Genomic DNA, 14,209 nt, shown 5'->3' with positions numbered 1-14,209 from the left:
CGATATTTAGAAATTATCTATAGATTATTTCCGAAATCTAAATTTATTTACTAATGTTGAAAGTCCGTATTATTTATGGTGAATAGTTATATATTCATTACTATATATTTTCCCTATAATATCCCTGTTATTATCTAATATTGTTTTTGTATCAGTATCCATTTTTACCTTATTTGATGAACCCATGTGGTACTTGTCCATGACATTACGATAAACAAACCCAATTTCCACATCAAATTGACTACTAAATATATAATATTTTGAACTTAGATTTGTTAAGTCAAAAATATATTTATCATTTTTGTTTTTTATTTTGGCTTTGTCATATGAGGGCGATAATTTAGAAGAAGCGTTTAGTCCAACTACAAAGCCAGGATTTAAATATACAGCATAGTCCTCTTCGTTTCCTAATATGTTATATTCTGCCCATAACAATGCATTTTTTTCATGAGGTGTTTCATAAAATTTCCAATAGGCTTGTTCACCCACAAAAGGACTAGTTTCAAAGCCTGCAATTGTGCTTGATGCAGATAAAAATTGCAAGAGAATTATTGTTATAACTATACAGTTTTTTGAGTACCGATGTGATCTATTTTTTAATACCCATATTATTGCAAGAGCTGCAAGATAAATCATTGACAATTCTTGCATAAATGCATATATCCTGTTTGGCAACAAATAAAAAACATCAATTATTGTCCCTATTCCTATCAATGAAATGAAGATTACAAATATACTAGTAAAGATATTCCCAATGACTGATCTATTTCTTAATAAATAATAAAATCCTATGGTTGATAAACAGATAAGAATAAAACTTCCCAATTCATTGATAAGTATTGTTTCAATAGGCAATTTATCGTAATAGGTTTGTGACACTACACTTCCGGATAAGTCTGTAGCAAATGCATTTTTATACATATTGAATATATTTATGAATCCTCCGAAAATCCCTGAGTAAAACATCCAATGGGCAAAAAGCATTATTGTAAAGATTTGAAGCAAACGTGACGATTTAAGTTTGTATTCATTATTTTCGATTTTGAAAACGAATTCACTGAATAAAATCCCTATGAGCATAAACAATACAATCATTGCTGAGTAGTGATGTAAGAAAACAATAGTAGTACTTAAAATAACATATAATAAAATAAAAGCAGAAGTTCGCTCGCTTGTTATATATATAACTACTGTGAGAAATGCGAGAATTAATGGCAACATGTAGGATAATTGTACAGGGTGGCTTGCCCAATATATAAGGTAATCAGAACAGCAGAATAGTAAAGCAGCTATCAGTCCAAATTTTATGCCGATGAATTTCCTTCCTATTAAAAAACTAAATATGATGCCTAGGGACATGACTCCAGAACCTAGATAGTGATATGTCTCAGAAAGAGAAATATTTGTAGTAATCGTAGCTATACTTGCTAATAAATGGTGTATTGGAAAATAAGTATATGTATAGCCGAAAGGTATGCTTCCATTTTCAATTATCTGGGATATAATATCCATATGATAAAAATTATCAGGATTGCCAATTCCTAAAGGAAATATTATTTGATTACTCACAGTTAAATTAAGAAATAGCAACACAGATTTAAGAAGGCTTAACTTCCATATACGTTCAGGATCTAGATACAAAATCTCTATTATAATAATTCCAGCACATAGTGAAATAAAAAGATAGTACCAGCTCGTCTTCGTATAAACCCCATCTAATAAGGTCAGCAGGCTTATACAATATAAAAACAAAAATAATATAGATGTTGTGTTTTTTTTATTTGACTCTTCATTGGTATTACATACAGATTCACTGAAATTTTTTAAACTACAATTATTAAAGTTTTTTCTAAATATAATAAATAACAACAGTCCTACAATTGCAGCGATGGACAAAAAAATATAGCTTCTATACTCGTTTATATATAAAAATAAAAATAATGATCCGAATACCAATAAGGATACATATTCAAATAAGTAACCAGAAAAAGTATTTTTGGTATTATTAGATATTTGTTTTAACATAATTAAACCTAAATAAGTAAAGAATCTCATTTACATACTTGTTTAAACTCTTCAAGATACTGATTTGCAATCAGGTCCCAATTCAAATTATTAGTTGAATATTTCTTTGCATTTTGTGAATGGTTTGAATTATCTTTTTGTAAATACTGATTTATTTTATTTATTGCTTCTTCTGTCTTATCAAAATCAACAACAATGCCTGCATCGATGTCTTCAATAAATTTCAAATTTTGTATATTTGATACGATGCAAGGTAATCCAGTAGCCATCGCTTCTGCAATTGCTAATGTTGGTCCTCCACCTTCATACTTTGAAGCTGTAATGTAGTAATCAGAGCAAGCATATAAATCGGGTAAGTTTTCTTTGATATGACCAAGGAAATTTACATTTTTTATTTTATATTTTTCAGTATAGTCCACCAATGATTCAAATAATTCTCCATCGCCTGCAATAACAAAAGTTATATCCGGTAGTTTTTCTTGCAATTTCCCAAATATTTCTATCATTTTTTTGGTTCGCTTTAATTCTACTAAACGCCCCACACTTAAAATAATTGTACTTTCTAAAGGTAGTTCTAACTTTTTTCGTAATAGATTTTTATTAAAGGTTGTTTTAAACTTATTTATGTTTACACCATTTGGAATGTAATTTATTTTGTGATTTACTCCCGAATCTTCCATTTCATTGCAAATTCCCTGCCCTACGGCTGTAAATTTTGCTTTTTGATTCATTCGATTTAAACAAAATTTTTCAATCCTTGATACAACTTTATTGTAATTGGATGGTGGTAGTTTATTGACCATTTTACCATAATATGTTGAATTTAGTGTCACAACGCATTTTTTATATGGGCTACCATTTAACAAAAATGGATTGTGCATCCATATTACATCAAAATCATTTGTCTCAAAATTCTTAGATACTTTGTACCAATAATAAAGTAGTCCTATTATTCCAAAATTTTGAATTAATTTTGGGCTGCCGATTTTTATATCTGGACCTGTTGGTGAACATACAGTACACTCTATTCCTTTCTTTTTTAATTGCTCTACAACATTATATGCTACATTTGCAATTCCAGAGCCATGGGGGTAATATTCGGATGCACAAACTAACATTTTCATATTATTTATCCATTAGAATTAATTGTTTTTTACTTTCATCCACTCTATAAATCTAGCTAACCCTTTTTCAATGTTCACTCTTGGTTCATATCCAATTAATTGATTTGCTAAATTCACATTTGCGAGTGTATTTTCAGCATCTCCTTTTTGCACTTTGGCATATTTGACTTCTGATTCTGATCCAACAAGTTCCCTTATATTTTTAATGAGATCATTTACACTGATTCTGTTGCCACTTCCGATGTTCAGGATTTTTCCATCGGTGGATTTGTTATTGAGTAATTTTTTGTTAGCTTCCACAACATCTTCAACATAAGTGAAATCCCTTGTTTGCTCTCCATCTCCAAATATGGTTATTGGTTCGTTTGCAAGCATTTTTCTTGTAAATATAGAGATTGCAAGATCGGGTCTCATCCTTGGACCATATACTGTAAAATAGCGAAGGGATGTTGTGGGTAGCCCATATACCTCATAAAAAACCCTGCAGTACTGTTCTGCTGCAAGTTTACTCACGCCGTAGGGTGAAACTGGTTCTGTTGGATGCTGCTCATCAAAAGGCATGTATTTTACTTTTCCATAGACCGAAGATGAAGAAGCATTGATCACTTTTTTAACGTCTGCATCCATTGAAGCCTTAAGCACGTTTAAAGTCCCGAATACGTTTATGTCGTTTGGTTTGAAGGGATTTTCAACTGAGATCCTTACTCCAGCCTGGGCAGCTTCGTGATATACATAATCAACAGTATCGTCAATTATCTCTTTCATTCTGCTCAGATCAGTGATATCTGCATTGATAAATGTGGCATCTCCACTATTAAGGGCGATATCTATGTTTCGCTTCTTTAGATCAATTGGGTAGTAATCATCTAGATTGTCCACGATTACAATCTCATGATTATCTTTTGCAAGCCCCTCTGCAATATGTGATCCAATAAAACCTGCTCCACCTGTAATTACAATTTTTGACATTTCAGATCAGTCCTTCGTATAATTGTATGGTCCTTTTCACAGTATCTTTCCAGGAATAGTTTGCAACAACATTTTTCCTGCCGTTTTGTCCCAACCCCTCTGCAAGGGAGATGTCTGATAATATTTCGGATATCCTATCTGCTAATGTTTGTGAATCCTTTATGGGGACAAGAAATCCACTGCCTTCAACGATGTCTACCAACTGAGGTAATCGTGTGCATACTACGGGAACTCCACATGACATGGATTCCAGGATTGTTCTTGGAACGCCTTCCTCAAGACTTGGGAGCACAAAGACACTTGAGTTTTGATATAATTGTACGATCTCAGAATTTGGAACAAAGTCTTTTATTGTTATGTCTTTGTCCAGCTCTAGATCATGAATTTTTTGTATTATCCTGTCTTTATCCGGACCTCTGCCAACCATTGTGAGGGAAGCTTCTGGATGTTTTGATTTAAGAATATTGAATGCATCTATTAGGTTATCAACACCTTTTCCATTTGCATATCTTCCAATCCATAGCAACCGTTTTTTATCAAGACATTGTTTTTTTGCAGGAACGAAATGGTCTGTATCGATTCCGTTATGGATCACTTCTATTTTGTGGGATTTGATGCCCAACTCGATTAGTTCATTCTTTCCTGTTTCAGTATAACATATTATTTTGTCAGCTGCTAAGAATGTCAGCTTTGCCCCTGTAGCGGTGTAGATATTTTGAAACCATTCCGGAGCCGTCTGTGAATTTAATCCGTGGTTAGTTATTACAAGAGGGGATGATCCCATTTTCCTCAAAAGTGCACACAAGTTGGTTGAAAAATAGAGGTGGGAATGTGCATGAATTATGTCATGTTTGTGTCTATTTTTGAATAGATCTAAGAACATATTTGGCATGATGGAATTGCCTAACAGATTCATTAAGGGTTTAAACCGACGAATGTTGTAGCCAGATGTAGATTCATTGTCTGGCTCAGAATCAGTTATAGCTGTGTATACATTTACTTCATGTCCTAATCTAGCCTGTTCTTTTGACATTTCATGGACATGAATGCCTACTCCACCTACGACTGCAGGATATATGTCGGCTGCAACACGTAATATCTTCAAAAAAATCGACCCAAATACTCGTTTTAATGTGAAATTTGTGTTATTATTTGTGAAATCAGTTCGTGATCTCAATTGGTTTGGCATTAATTTCAGGATTCTCGGCCATGGCCTTGGAGCAACATCTGAGCGTGCAATACATTTCCCTGTCTGCCACTTTCTTCTCTACCAAGAACTTGTTCTCACATACTGGACAGATCTTTTCAACATACTTCAAATTTTACACCCTCTTGCTCTTTTTGTCCACCATGCCAACATGTAAAGTTTACTTGTTTTGTACCTGAACTTCCCATATGGTATAAATATATTTAAGCCAATCGGTTTGGTTTTTAAGAAGTGTATATACAGTATGCTGCAATTGTTTTTAGTGTTAACTTTCGAGCAAGTATTATTTAACCTGAGCAAAGCAGCACATTAAGCTCATTTCAATGAAGGATCATTCGCTTTTAGCCTGCAATCTCTTCAGATGCCCGTGTACATCGATCTCCCTGTGTACGATCCTTGTGGAAGAGATAGGAATATCATCGTCGACCATGGTATTCTATCCTGATGATCTTGATCTCAGGTCTGCCTTCAGTCTTTCTGATCTTGTTGATCTTCAGGGCTACGGAGTAGGTCTCGGGGGAGACCACGATTGATTCATAGTCGTTTTCCAGGGTGGTTCCGTAGGGGGTGGTGAGCATCTGGATCTGGTAGCGGGATCTGGGGATGCCGAGCTCTTTGATGAAATCGGTGAGATTCTTTTCGCGGGTGGGGTAGTCGGGGATGTTGCGGTTCTTTTCTCCGGCCATGGCGTTGGATGTCAGGCCGATGTCCCCTATGTCGTCCCAGGTTGTTTCTGTAAAAAGTGTGTTCGATCGGTGATCTACTTTTGATTACTAATGATTACTAATTTTGTTAAAATTACTAATTGTAATTTGGTGATCATAATATGAAAATGCCTGAAAAGGCTCCTAATGTCGATATTTCAAACATAGGTGGTATCCTTTCTCATCTGGAAGCTGAAGAAGTAAAGCAGTTGATAAAAGAATTTAATGCCTGGTTTTAAGATGTTCTTCCAGGTCGGTGAGGGCAAGGGTCAGGAATGGCAGTTCCTCTTTGCCGTCGATGCTTTTTGCGATCAGGCAGTAGTGACTGTTCCATTTGCCGCTGACCTTCTCTGATTTCTTTTTCAGGTTGGTTGCTACCTTCATGGCGTCCTTCTTTGTCAGGTGCTTCCATTTTACCTCACAGAAGAGTGCTTCGTGCTCTATCCTGTCAAAGGCCATCAGGTCTATCTCAGTGTCCTTGCTCCACCATCTTCCGATGTCGGTGAACCTCAGGGGGAGAAGTCCCTGTTTGTTGTAGGATATTAGCATCTCCTTTGCCACATCCTCAAAGGCATAGCCGAAATAGGTGTTTATGTCCTTCAGGACGAGCTGCTCTGCCCTTTCAGGATCGATCTCGAACACGCCGTAGTACTTATGGATGAACCTGAACCAGAAGGTAAAGAAATTATCGTCCAGGAAGTAGCGTCCGCTCCTTTTACCTCCACCTGTGACAGGCTCTTCCTTTTTTACGATCTCGTACCTGTGGACCAGCTCATGCAGGTACTTGGATACCGTAGCCGACGGGATCGCTGTATAATCGGATATCTCGTTAGGCGTGCTCTTGCCGGTGGCGATCCCCTCAAGGATCGAGAAATATCCCTTGTGCTCCGAGCCGAATTCCAATATGAGGATGTTCTTTGCCTCCTCCAGGAGGATCTGCATTTCCAAAAAGAGCTTCCTGAACATTGCCATGGCATCCGGCTGGTGGAACTGTCCTGAAAGCAGCAGGTATTTCGGTACTCCTCCGAGTATGAAATATGTCTTCATGGCCTCCTCGAATTCCATCGGATTCATGCCGCTGAGGAACGAGTAGCTGTCTGCGAATGTGAACGGTCTGATGTTCAGTATCGAAGTTGCCCTGCCGAACAAAGGTTCCTTGCTCTCCTCGAATATCTTTTTCATCATTCCGATGTACGAGCCGATCATTATGAACATGTGATCATTCTCCCTGTGGTACGAATCCCAGTATTTCTGGAACTTTGAGAACAGGTCCGGATTGACCTTTGCAAGGTTCTGGAACTCATCGAACACGATCACAAGCTTCTCCTCTATGCCGAACAGGACCGGGAACAGGTCATCAAAACCCTCAAGGCGCGGGCGTATGCCTGTGATGGTCTCGATCTCCTCTTCAAGATCATTTAACAGAAGCTCTTCGCTTTTCGTCCCTATGAAAAAATACAGTCCCTTCCTGTCTTTGAGGAACTCTCTGCTAAGCTCGGTCTTGCCCACTCGCCTCCTTCCATAAAGAACGACAAGGGACGATCCCGGAGCGTTGTATATGTCATTGAGCATAGCCAGTTCTTTCTCACGGCCAAAGAATCTTACCATACAGTAACTTACTGGCCAGTAAGTATATATTCATTATGCTCCTTGCGTAATCTGCGGAGGGAGCAGACCTCGTCGAGTGATCTTGATATTCTTGTAGAGTTCAATGGGACCATAACGTTGTTTGGCTATGCACGTCTGGAAGAAGAACTCTCACAGGCTTTTGGCGTGCATGTGGACCTCGTATCCAAAAATGCTTTAAAACCACGCATCGGCTGGCATATTCTTGCAGAGTTGGTAGAAGCATGATCCGCAGTATGATCACCTTGAGGATATTCGGAGTGCTATAGGTGATATCCTGACCTTTGTGGAGGCATATGTGGCTCTTGATTCAGAAAAAGTATTTTACGAAGGAAAAGTATTTCTTTGAGAAAGTGTGTAATAAAAATTGAAAATATAGGTAAGGCAGGTATATGCTGGCGATATCTTCGACTTTTACATCCTAGCATCTGACTCCCTACCAGGCGTTCACGCCTTGCCTACTTCGTCTATCCATCGGTAACGATGGTATCCTCGTATACTATGGTACACAAAGCACCCAAAAAAGTCAGAGAGTAAGTTATGAGTTAGATATGTCCATCATGTGGTTTTGAGAAGGAATATCCGGATAAGAACTTGTGCTTTTATTGCTACCAAAGAGGCAATAACGGAGCTGCAAAGATGGTACTTTTCCAGACCATGAGGGACAACGGGAACAAATATTTCACGATCGATGAGCTTGTGGATCTTGTAAACAACAACCCCAACAAGAAGAACAAGGTAACAAGACATGCTGTCTACGACATAATCCACAGATACTCAAAACATTATGAAGATGCAAAGAAAAGGCGCAAAGGATACCTTTTGCTTATCAAAGATGTACCAAGGAAGAAAGGGCAGATGGGAAGGACGAAAAAGAAATACAAGTTAAGCAAGAGGTTATTGGATCGGGTGGGCAAATATGAGAAAAGATGGGAGATGGGCCTTCCCATAAATTTCAGGGAGAGGACAAAACTCAGGATGACAGTTGAGTACACCAAAAGGTCAAGAGCTATCAGTTACAAAATTCGTACTGATGAATACGATAAATACGAATATCTTCTGGTTTGATTGTTGAAAACTTCCTTTACTTTTCTCCCTATGGCCTTCTTGTCTGCTTCCAAATAATATTGATAGTACTGCTTTGACCTGATCATTGCAACCACCTTGTCTGAGGACCTTTGATCCCGTTTCCCCGGGCTCAATGCATCACACTTAAAATAAAAATACATGGACTTAGTTTCAGCTGCATTTGTCAGGATGCGGACCAAGCTAAGACATATTATAATCAGGTCAAATAAAAATAGTTAAGCAAAGCGATACGATTTTTTTTCTATGTGTGTATACAGTGTCTTGCACCTATTTTTGATGAGCATACTCAAAAAAATATTTCCTTATGCGAAGCAGTGGTTTCCCTGATGGTAAAATATCATCAACCGGGTTAACGGCGTTACTTCTTCAAATACCCGTGTACGATTCTGATGGAAGAGATGGGGATATCATCATCGGGCATGACGTATTCTATCCTGATGATCTTGATCTCGGGCCTGCCATTGGCCCTTTTGATCTCGTTGATCTTCAGGGCTATGGGGTAGGTTTCGAAGGAGACCACGATCGCATCGTAGACGTCTTCCGGGTTGGTTCCGTAGGGGGGTGGTGAACATCTGGATCTGGTAGCGGGATTTGGGGATGCCGAGCTCTTTTAGAAAATCGGTGAGTTTCTTCTCGCGGATGGAAGAGATGGGGATGTCGCGGTTCTTCTGTCCGGCCGATGTCCAGGATGTCGTCTCCGGCTGTCTCGAAGGCTTTCTTTATATGTCCGCATCGGGATAGTAATGTGGGAATGCCATTGATGTTAAGTACAAAAAAGACAGAGACTTATATGCCTAATTCTCGCAAATATCTGTATCTATCTAGGTCTATCTAAAGTTTCTTACTGGACTCGGCGGGATTTGAACCCGCGGCCTTTACGTTGCGAACGTAACGATCTCCCCCTGATCTACGAGCCCTTGATGATATTAGAGTAATTACTAGGTATTATGGGAAATTAAAAGAAAAGAAAAAAGAAAAAAGAAAAAAGAATAGGTTTGCTGTAATTATACAGGTCTGCCTAATTCAGTAACCTGTACACTTTCTACGCCAGGAACTTTTGCAAAAGCCTCTTCAACGGATTCGGTGCCGCCTTCAAGGTCGCCTACAAGGATTACTACCTTGAGTGCTTTAAGACCAAAAGCAACAGGTTCGATCTCTGAACCAAACATTGATGAGCCTTCTGGCAATACTGCTTCGAGTTTGTTCTTAAGGTCATCCAGGTCGGTGTCGACACCTTCTGGCATGATCTTCATTGTTGCTGCTACTTCTCCCATATCGATTCCTCAGGGTCCTACAAAGCCGCATTTAGGGCATGTGTAAGGGTTGCTCTGTTGTCTGCACTTGGTACATCTTCCAAGTTCGGTGTCACATGCTGGGCATGGGAATCTTGTGTATCCCTTCTCAGCAAGGCGAACTCCACATGATGTGCATTGTTCAACTTTTGCCATTGTAATACTCCTTTTGATTCTGTAAATATGTATAATGCTTGAACGAAACTGTTCGTGTCGCGATAAGCTATAACGGTTTCTGTACATGCGTGGTATATAATTTAAATATTCCCCTTGATGTAGGTACTCCTTACCACTTTCCCTTCGATAGCAGCAACCACTCTTTCCGGATAGGTTCCGTCAACGATGACACAGTCCATGCCATATCTCTCTAATATAGATGGTAGTATCCGGTCAGTGCATGTCTCTCCCATGCTCTTAAGTTCTTTAGCAGTGATCTCTTCGATAAGTTCGCCTTCATTCAGCACGCCATCAACATCTGTGGCTTTGATAAGTATTGCACCGATCCTATGTGCAACCCATGCAGCTATGGTGTCGGAAGTAACGTCCCATGAATGTTCGAGCTCATCAGTGGTTCTTAGTAACTGGTATGGCAACAGGATGGATACTCCTTCGGTCAGATCATCCGTATCATCTATCAAAGGCACGCCACTCTTGTCCATAAGAAGGTATGCATATTGTTCCATTGCTGCCACAGCCATCCAGTGGGCAGCCTCATCCCCGATCGAATGTGTGCTGCTTGCTTCTCTAATGCCATTGGCAAAAGGACCTCCTCCTGGCACCACCACTATCTTTACTTTGCTCTTGGTGCTGGAAATGTGTTCAACGACTGTTTTTAACAGCTCATCGGCTTGCTCTATAAGGCTTCCACCGATCTTAAGGACCACTTTCATTTCTTCTCGAAGGGACTTAGTTCTTATTTATTTGCTTCTTCCTCTTCTTCAAGCAGCTTTGCAGCAGCGTAAGCGGGGAATACCTTGGATATTTCCGGTCCCCACTTGTCGGAAGTTGAGAAGCAATCAAGACCAAGACGCTTTGCAGCTTCTTCTATCATGAATTCTCCCAGTCCGGCTGAGACAATAGTGTCAAGGCCGTTCTTCTCGGCCACTGTTGAGATGGCTTCACAAAGCAGGGATATTTGTGTTTCTTTCACATCCTTTGCTATCATAAGCAGATCTTCCTCGGATATCTCTGCAAGGTCAGCACATACTACACGAGCAAGTCTTCTCATGCAATCAATTCTGTCCCTGCCGGCACCATCCGAGGTCTCGCATGTGAACAGTTCTTTGTCGATATCTCCAAGAAGCATGTATGCATCAGCAGTGGTTGCAAAAAGCTCGGAGGAGACGCGGCATGTGCCTTCCTTTAGTTCTACGGTCTTAAGCAGGGCTGCAAGGTTCGTACGCAGGGTTCCCGCATATACCAGCTCACTGCGAAGCAGCCTGGAAAAATCGGTATGTCCTGCCACATGTTTACCGCATTTTATAGGAATTATGTCACTGGTGGTGCTGCCTACATCCACAAAGATACAATCTCCTACCTCTTTTCCTATCAGGCGGGCAGATGCAGCCCAATTGGCAGCTGCAAGGTCCCTTGCGTTCTGGGTGCTGTCCTGGAAGTGTCCGCTGTTGTTCACATATTCGATCTTGCAGTCAAAAGCGTTGTTCACAGCGTTCATGATGAAGCTGATCCCCTCGTCCTTGTCAACAAAACAGTCTGCAAGTTCTCCTGTCATAACAACAGCCAGTCCATCGGGGTTGAGCCTTTTTCCGAGTTCCTTCAGGGCTGATGGGAGTGTGGTATCTTTCCATAACGGGATGTAGAGAAGTTCTTTAATTTCTCCATCAGAGGAGGCAACCTTTGTATTAGCTCCGCCAATATCTATTCCAATATATCTCATATCAATTCCTCTTTGGTGAACGAGTAATTTCCTGTAATATTTATCTCCGGGAGTGTCTGTCCAAGAGCATTAGCTATCAGAAGCTCTGCTATCTCCCTGTCCATTATCTTAGTAATGCCCACAAGTGATGTTGTAGGTCTTGGATTAATATCTATTATGTATGGCCTGTCTCCAAGTATTATGTCCACTCCGGTGTACCCATTGCAGTTCAGGATACGTGTTGCCTTGATGGCTGTTTCGTAAAGTTCCTGTATCCTGTCGGTATTATATGGGGTCATGCAGCCGCAGTAATCAACAGAAGATCCATCCTTCTCAGGATCGATATCTATCATCTGCTTGTTCACTGTTAATGGGAGTGTGTTCTTTCCACAGATGAGGCTGACACTCAGGTGTTCCCCTTCGATATACTCGGTTGCGACCTGTCCTTCTTTCAGTTTTGGATCGTAGCAGACAAATGTATCTTCTGATGCACAACCATATCTTGGTTTTACTACCCAGCGTTTGTCCTTAGGTATTTCCTGATCGTAAGAATAAGTTCCCGGAATGGGAATTGATGCCGTTTCCAGTTCTCTTGTACATTCCAGCTTATCTGAGCAAATGGCTACTGATTCAAAGGGGCAGCCGAGGTTCAGTGTATTATTATCAATTATAGCTGTGATCTCGGCTAGAAGCTCTTCAGGTGCGATCACAAGGGCTGCATCACAATCCTTTGCCTGTTCCTCCAGGATCTCATTGATATTATCTTCGCTGGAGGCAATCGAAGTTCCATATTCTATCGTTGGTCCTGATGATGTGTATATCACCTCGTGTCCAAGGCGTGAAAAACTTGATGCAAGGGTGTGAAGCATTGCTTTACCTTCCAAAAGGTAGGTTCCACCCATGCCGGTGCTGACGGCATATTCCGAAAGAAGTATTTTCATGTAAGGTGAGATTCTATCATATTATTTGTTATTTACTGTGGATCATGCTGTCCTGAATATATTATCTATCCATTGTGTCTCCTCGACAATTACTATATATATCAGCAATACAAATTACAACGCGAGGGATACAAAGGATGAATGCAGAAATTTCAGATAATCCTTTTTTACAGGCGCTTGCTGTTTCAAGTACCATGTCCATTTTTATGATAGGTATGGCTCTTGGAGTTATGAACATTGTTTCCAGCGGCATCAGTCCAATGCCTTCTTCTGTCATATTGCTGATATTTGCTGTGGTGTTCATAGTGGGTTCAGTATTTTTTGAGAAGAGGGGAGCCGACCAGATAGGTGCACTGATAGGTGGATGTGTCGTGTCGCTTGCAGCTACCATCTCTATTTTTTCGTTCTTTGGAGGCGTTGATTTTGTCCTCAAGGACGGTCTTAGTGTATTGGGATGGGATCGTTTGGTGTCAGCACTTGCCATCTGTATGATCGCAAGTATGTTGCTTGTAAAATTACTATCTTATAAGCTGCAGGCAGAATATGCCTGAACCATTTTGACCAAAGGCGCTTGTTGGGCTTGTTTTTGGTCTATTCTTTTTTTAGTGTAACATGCAAACAAATGCGTAACGTATTTATAGAACTTCAAACAATCATCTGCTGTTAATTATACCGCTGATAAATTATGGCGGAGTCGTGATCAATGGTAGGTAAATTTGGAAAGAAATCTAAAGTTAAAGAAGAGAAGGATTCATGTACTGGCTGCAAAAACGACGATCTGTCGGAAAAACTGGCCGGTAATGGGGGCGATGACCAAAATGAAGATATCCCCTCCACGGATTCTGATATAATAGAACTCAAAGAACAATTGATCCGTCAGAGGGCTGAGTTCGAGAACTTCAGAAAGCGAAGTGTGCGTGAAAAGGAAGAGTTCCGCAAGTTCGCTCTGGAGAATATGATGGTCGAAATGCTGGAAGTGTATGATAACTTTGAGCGTGCTCTTGAATCTGCAAAGAAGACCGACGACGTGAACTCTGTTATTGAGGGCGTTGAGATGGTATTCAGGCAATTTATCTCTATCCTTGAGAAGGAAGGCCTGAAAAAGATCGATTGCACAGGTCAGGAATTCGATCCGCACCTTCATGAGGCAATGATGCATGTGCAGACCTCGGAACACCCTGAAGGTCATGTTGTTGATGTCTGCAAGCCTGGTTATGAGCTCAACTCGAAGGTCATACGCCATGCAATGGTAACAATTGCAGATAATCCGGATGAGAACTAACATTTGATATTATGAGTTTATCGCTTTAGTAATATCATAAAGAGAACCAAATTACTATTAACTATTTAATAATC

At 39.9% G+C, this 14,209-nt stretch carries 17 protein-coding genes and 1 tRNA gene; 5 read left to right on the top strand and 13 right to left on the bottom strand.

Annotated elements, in window-relative coordinates; genetic code table 11:
- Window positions 1-69 precede the first annotated feature (69 nt).
- The 7 genes from J7W08_RS07925 to J7W08_RS07895 all read right to left on the bottom strand — a co-directional run bounded on the left by J7W08_RS07925 (window position 70) and on the right by J7W08_RS07895 (window position 7,637).
- Entirely contained in the window at window positions 70-1,512 is a 1,443-nt protein-coding gene (locus J7W08_RS07925; RefSeq protein WP_233083983.1) for a glycosyltransferase family protein, read from the bottom strand.
- Between the two features lie 539 nt (window positions 1,513-2,051).
- The gene (locus J7W08_RS07920; RefSeq protein ID WP_233083982.1) at window positions 2,052-3,149 is read right to left on the bottom strand and encodes a glycosyltransferase family 4 protein; all 1,098 of its coding nucleotides are present in this window, start codon (window positions 3,147-3,149) and stop codon (window positions 2,052-2,054) included.
- Window positions 3,150-3,167: 18 nt separating this feature from the next.
- A complete protein-coding gene (locus J7W08_RS07915) occupies window positions 3,168-4,118 on the bottom strand; it encodes an SDR family oxidoreductase (RefSeq protein WP_233083981.1) in 951 nt (316 codons plus the stop codon).
- Between the two features lies 1 nt (window position 4,119).
- Window positions 4,120-5,223, bottom strand: a complete 1,104-nt coding sequence (locus J7W08_RS07910; protein ID WP_233083980.1) for a glycosyltransferase family 4 protein — start codon at window positions 5,221-5,223, stop codon at window positions 4,120-4,122.
- A 55-nt stretch (window positions 5,224-5,278) separates the two neighbouring features.
- Complete coding sequence (locus J7W08_RS07905; protein WP_233083979.1) at window positions 5,279-5,437, bottom strand: hypothetical protein; 159 nt, start codon at window positions 5,435-5,437, stop codon at window positions 5,279-5,281.
- A gap of 304 nt (window positions 5,438-5,741) precedes the next feature.
- Entirely contained in the window at window positions 5,742-6,011 is a 270-nt protein-coding gene (locus tag J7W08_RS07900) for a nucleotidyl transferase family protein (protein WP_233083978.1), read from the bottom strand.
- Window positions 6,012-6,251: 240 nt separating this feature from the next.
- Complete coding sequence (locus J7W08_RS07895) at window positions 6,252-7,637, bottom strand: ATP-binding protein (protein ID WP_233083977.1); 1,386 nt, start codon at window positions 7,635-7,637, stop codon at window positions 6,252-6,254.
- Between the two features lie 42 nt (window positions 7,638-7,679).
- Between J7W08_RS07895 and J7W08_RS07890 the strand changes: the two genes are divergently transcribed.
- The 3 genes from J7W08_RS07890 to J7W08_RS07880 all read left to right on the top strand — a co-directional run bounded on the left by J7W08_RS07890 (window position 7,680) and on the right by J7W08_RS07880 (window position 9,312).
- The gene (locus J7W08_RS07890; RefSeq protein ID WP_233083976.1) at window positions 7,680-7,883 is read left to right on the top strand and encodes a nucleotidyltransferase family protein; all 204 of its coding nucleotides are present in this window, start codon (window positions 7,680-7,682) and stop codon (window positions 7,881-7,883) included.
- A gap of 411 nt (window positions 7,884-8,294) precedes the next feature.
- The gene (locus J7W08_RS07885; RefSeq protein WP_233083975.1) at window positions 8,295-8,723 is read left to right on the top strand and encodes a hypothetical protein; all 429 of its coding nucleotides are present in this window, start codon (window positions 8,295-8,297) and stop codon (window positions 8,721-8,723) included.
- Between the two features lie 325 nt (window positions 8,724-9,048).
- A complete protein-coding gene (locus J7W08_RS07880; RefSeq protein ID WP_233083974.1) occupies window positions 9,049-9,312 on the top strand; it encodes a hypothetical protein in 264 nt (87 codons plus the stop codon).
- A 277-nt stretch (window positions 9,313-9,589) separates the two neighbouring features.
- Here the strand turns inward: J7W08_RS07880 and J7W08_RS07875 are convergent.
- From J7W08_RS07875 to J7W08_RS07850, 6 genes are all read right to left on the bottom strand, one after another.
- Window positions 9,590-9,661, bottom strand: a tRNA-Ala gene (locus J7W08_RS07875).
- An 87-nt stretch (window positions 9,662-9,748) separates the two neighbouring features.
- Entirely contained in the window at window positions 9,749-10,018 is a 270-nt protein-coding gene (locus tag J7W08_RS07870) for an elongation factor 1-beta (protein WP_233083973.1), read from the bottom strand.
- 9 nt (window positions 10,019-10,027) lie between these two features.
- Complete coding sequence (locus J7W08_RS07865; RefSeq protein WP_081955807.1) at window positions 10,028-10,192, bottom strand: HVO_2753 family zinc finger protein; 165 nt, start codon at window positions 10,190-10,192, stop codon at window positions 10,028-10,030.
- A gap of 101 nt (window positions 10,193-10,293) precedes the next feature.
- On the bottom strand, window positions 10,294-10,926 hold the full coding sequence (locus J7W08_RS07860) for an amino acid kinase family protein (RefSeq protein WP_233083972.1): 633 nt from the start codon (window positions 10,924-10,926) through the stop codon (window positions 10,294-10,296).
- A 23-nt stretch (window positions 10,927-10,949) separates the two neighbouring features.
- A complete protein-coding gene (locus J7W08_RS07855) occupies window positions 10,950-11,933 on the bottom strand; it encodes a hydantoinase/oxoprolinase family protein (RefSeq protein ID WP_233083971.1) in 984 nt (327 codons plus the stop codon).
- Window positions 11,930-12,853, bottom strand: a complete 924-nt coding sequence (locus J7W08_RS07850) for an ATP-grasp domain-containing protein (protein ID WP_233083970.1) — start codon at window positions 12,851-12,853, stop codon at window positions 11,930-11,932. The genes J7W08_RS07855 and J7W08_RS07850 overlap by 4 nt, the downstream gene beginning before the upstream one ends.
- A gap of 137 nt (window positions 12,854-12,990) precedes the next feature.
- Between J7W08_RS07850 and J7W08_RS07845 the strand changes: the two genes are divergently transcribed.
- Window positions 12,991-13,404, top strand: a complete 414-nt coding sequence (locus tag J7W08_RS07845; protein WP_233083969.1) for a heat-shock protein — start codon at window positions 12,991-12,993, stop codon at window positions 13,402-13,404.
- A 152-nt stretch (window positions 13,405-13,556) separates the two neighbouring features.
- A complete protein-coding gene (gene grpE, locus J7W08_RS07840; RefSeq protein ID WP_233083968.1) occupies window positions 13,557-14,135 on the top strand; it encodes a nucleotide exchange factor GrpE in 579 nt (192 codons plus the stop codon).
- Window positions 14,136-14,209: the final 74 nt, after the last annotated feature.

The organism is Methanococcoides orientis (genome assembly GCF_021184045.1).
GTDB classification, from domain to species: domain Archaea; phylum Halobacteriota; class Methanosarcinia; order Methanosarcinales; family Methanosarcinaceae; genus Methanococcoides; species Methanococcoides orientis.
Note: the sequence above shows the minus strand (reverse complement) of the source record. Positions and strands in the feature narration are given on the sequence as shown.

Bases quoted from the DNA above. Each gene is read 5' to 3' on its own strand.
- J7W08_RS07925 (WP_233083983.1), bottom strand. From the start codon at position 1,512: ATGGATATTATATCCCAGATAATTGAAAATGGAAGCATACCTTTCGGC.
- J7W08_RS07920 (WP_233083982.1), bottom strand. From the start codon at position 3,149: ATGAAAATGTTAGTTTGTGCATCCGAATATTACCCCCATGGCTCTGGA.
- J7W08_RS07915 (WP_233083981.1), bottom strand. From the start codon at position 4,118: ATGTCAAAAATTGTAATTACAGGTGGAGCAGGTTTTATTGGATCACAT.
- J7W08_RS07900 (WP_233083978.1), bottom strand. From the start codon at position 6,011: ATGGCCGGAGAAAAGAACCGCAACATCCCCGACTACCCCACCCGCGAA.
- J7W08_RS07895 (WP_233083977.1), bottom strand. From the start codon at position 7,637: ATGGTAAGATTCTTTGGCCGTGAGAAAGAACTGGCTATGCTCAATGAC.
- J7W08_RS07885 (WP_233083975.1), top strand. From the start codon at position 8,295: ATGGTACTTTTCCAGACCATGAGGGACAACGGGAACAAATATTTCACG.
- J7W08_RS07880 (WP_233083974.1), top strand. From the start codon at position 9,049: ATGCGAAGCAGTGGTTTCCCTGATGGTAAAATATCATCAACCGGGTTA.
- J7W08_RS07870 (WP_233083973.1), bottom strand. From the start codon at position 10,018: ATGGGAGAAGTAGCAGCAACAATGAAGATCATGCCAGAAGGTGTCGAC.
- J7W08_RS07865 (WP_081955807.1), bottom strand. From the start codon at position 10,192: ATGGCAAAAGTTGAACAATGCACATCATGTGGAGTTCGCCTTGCTGAG.
- J7W08_RS07860 (WP_233083972.1), bottom strand. From the start codon at position 10,926: ATGAAAGTGGTCCTTAAGATCGGTGGAAGCCTTATAGAGCAAGCCGAT.
- J7W08_RS07855 (WP_233083971.1), bottom strand. From the start codon at position 11,933: ATGAGATATATTGGAATAGATATTGGCGGAGCTAATACAAAGGTTGCC.
- J7W08_RS07850 (WP_233083970.1), bottom strand. From the start codon at position 12,853: ATGAAAATACTTCTTTCGGAATATGCCGTCAGCACCGGCATGGGTGGA.
- J7W08_RS07845 (WP_233083969.1), top strand. From the start codon at position 12,991: ATGAATGCAGAAATTTCAGATAATCCTTTTTTACAGGCGCTTGCTGTT.
- grpE (WP_233083968.1), top strand. From the start codon at position 13,557: ATGGTAGGTAAATTTGGAAAGAAATCTAAAGTTAAAGAAGAGAAGGAT.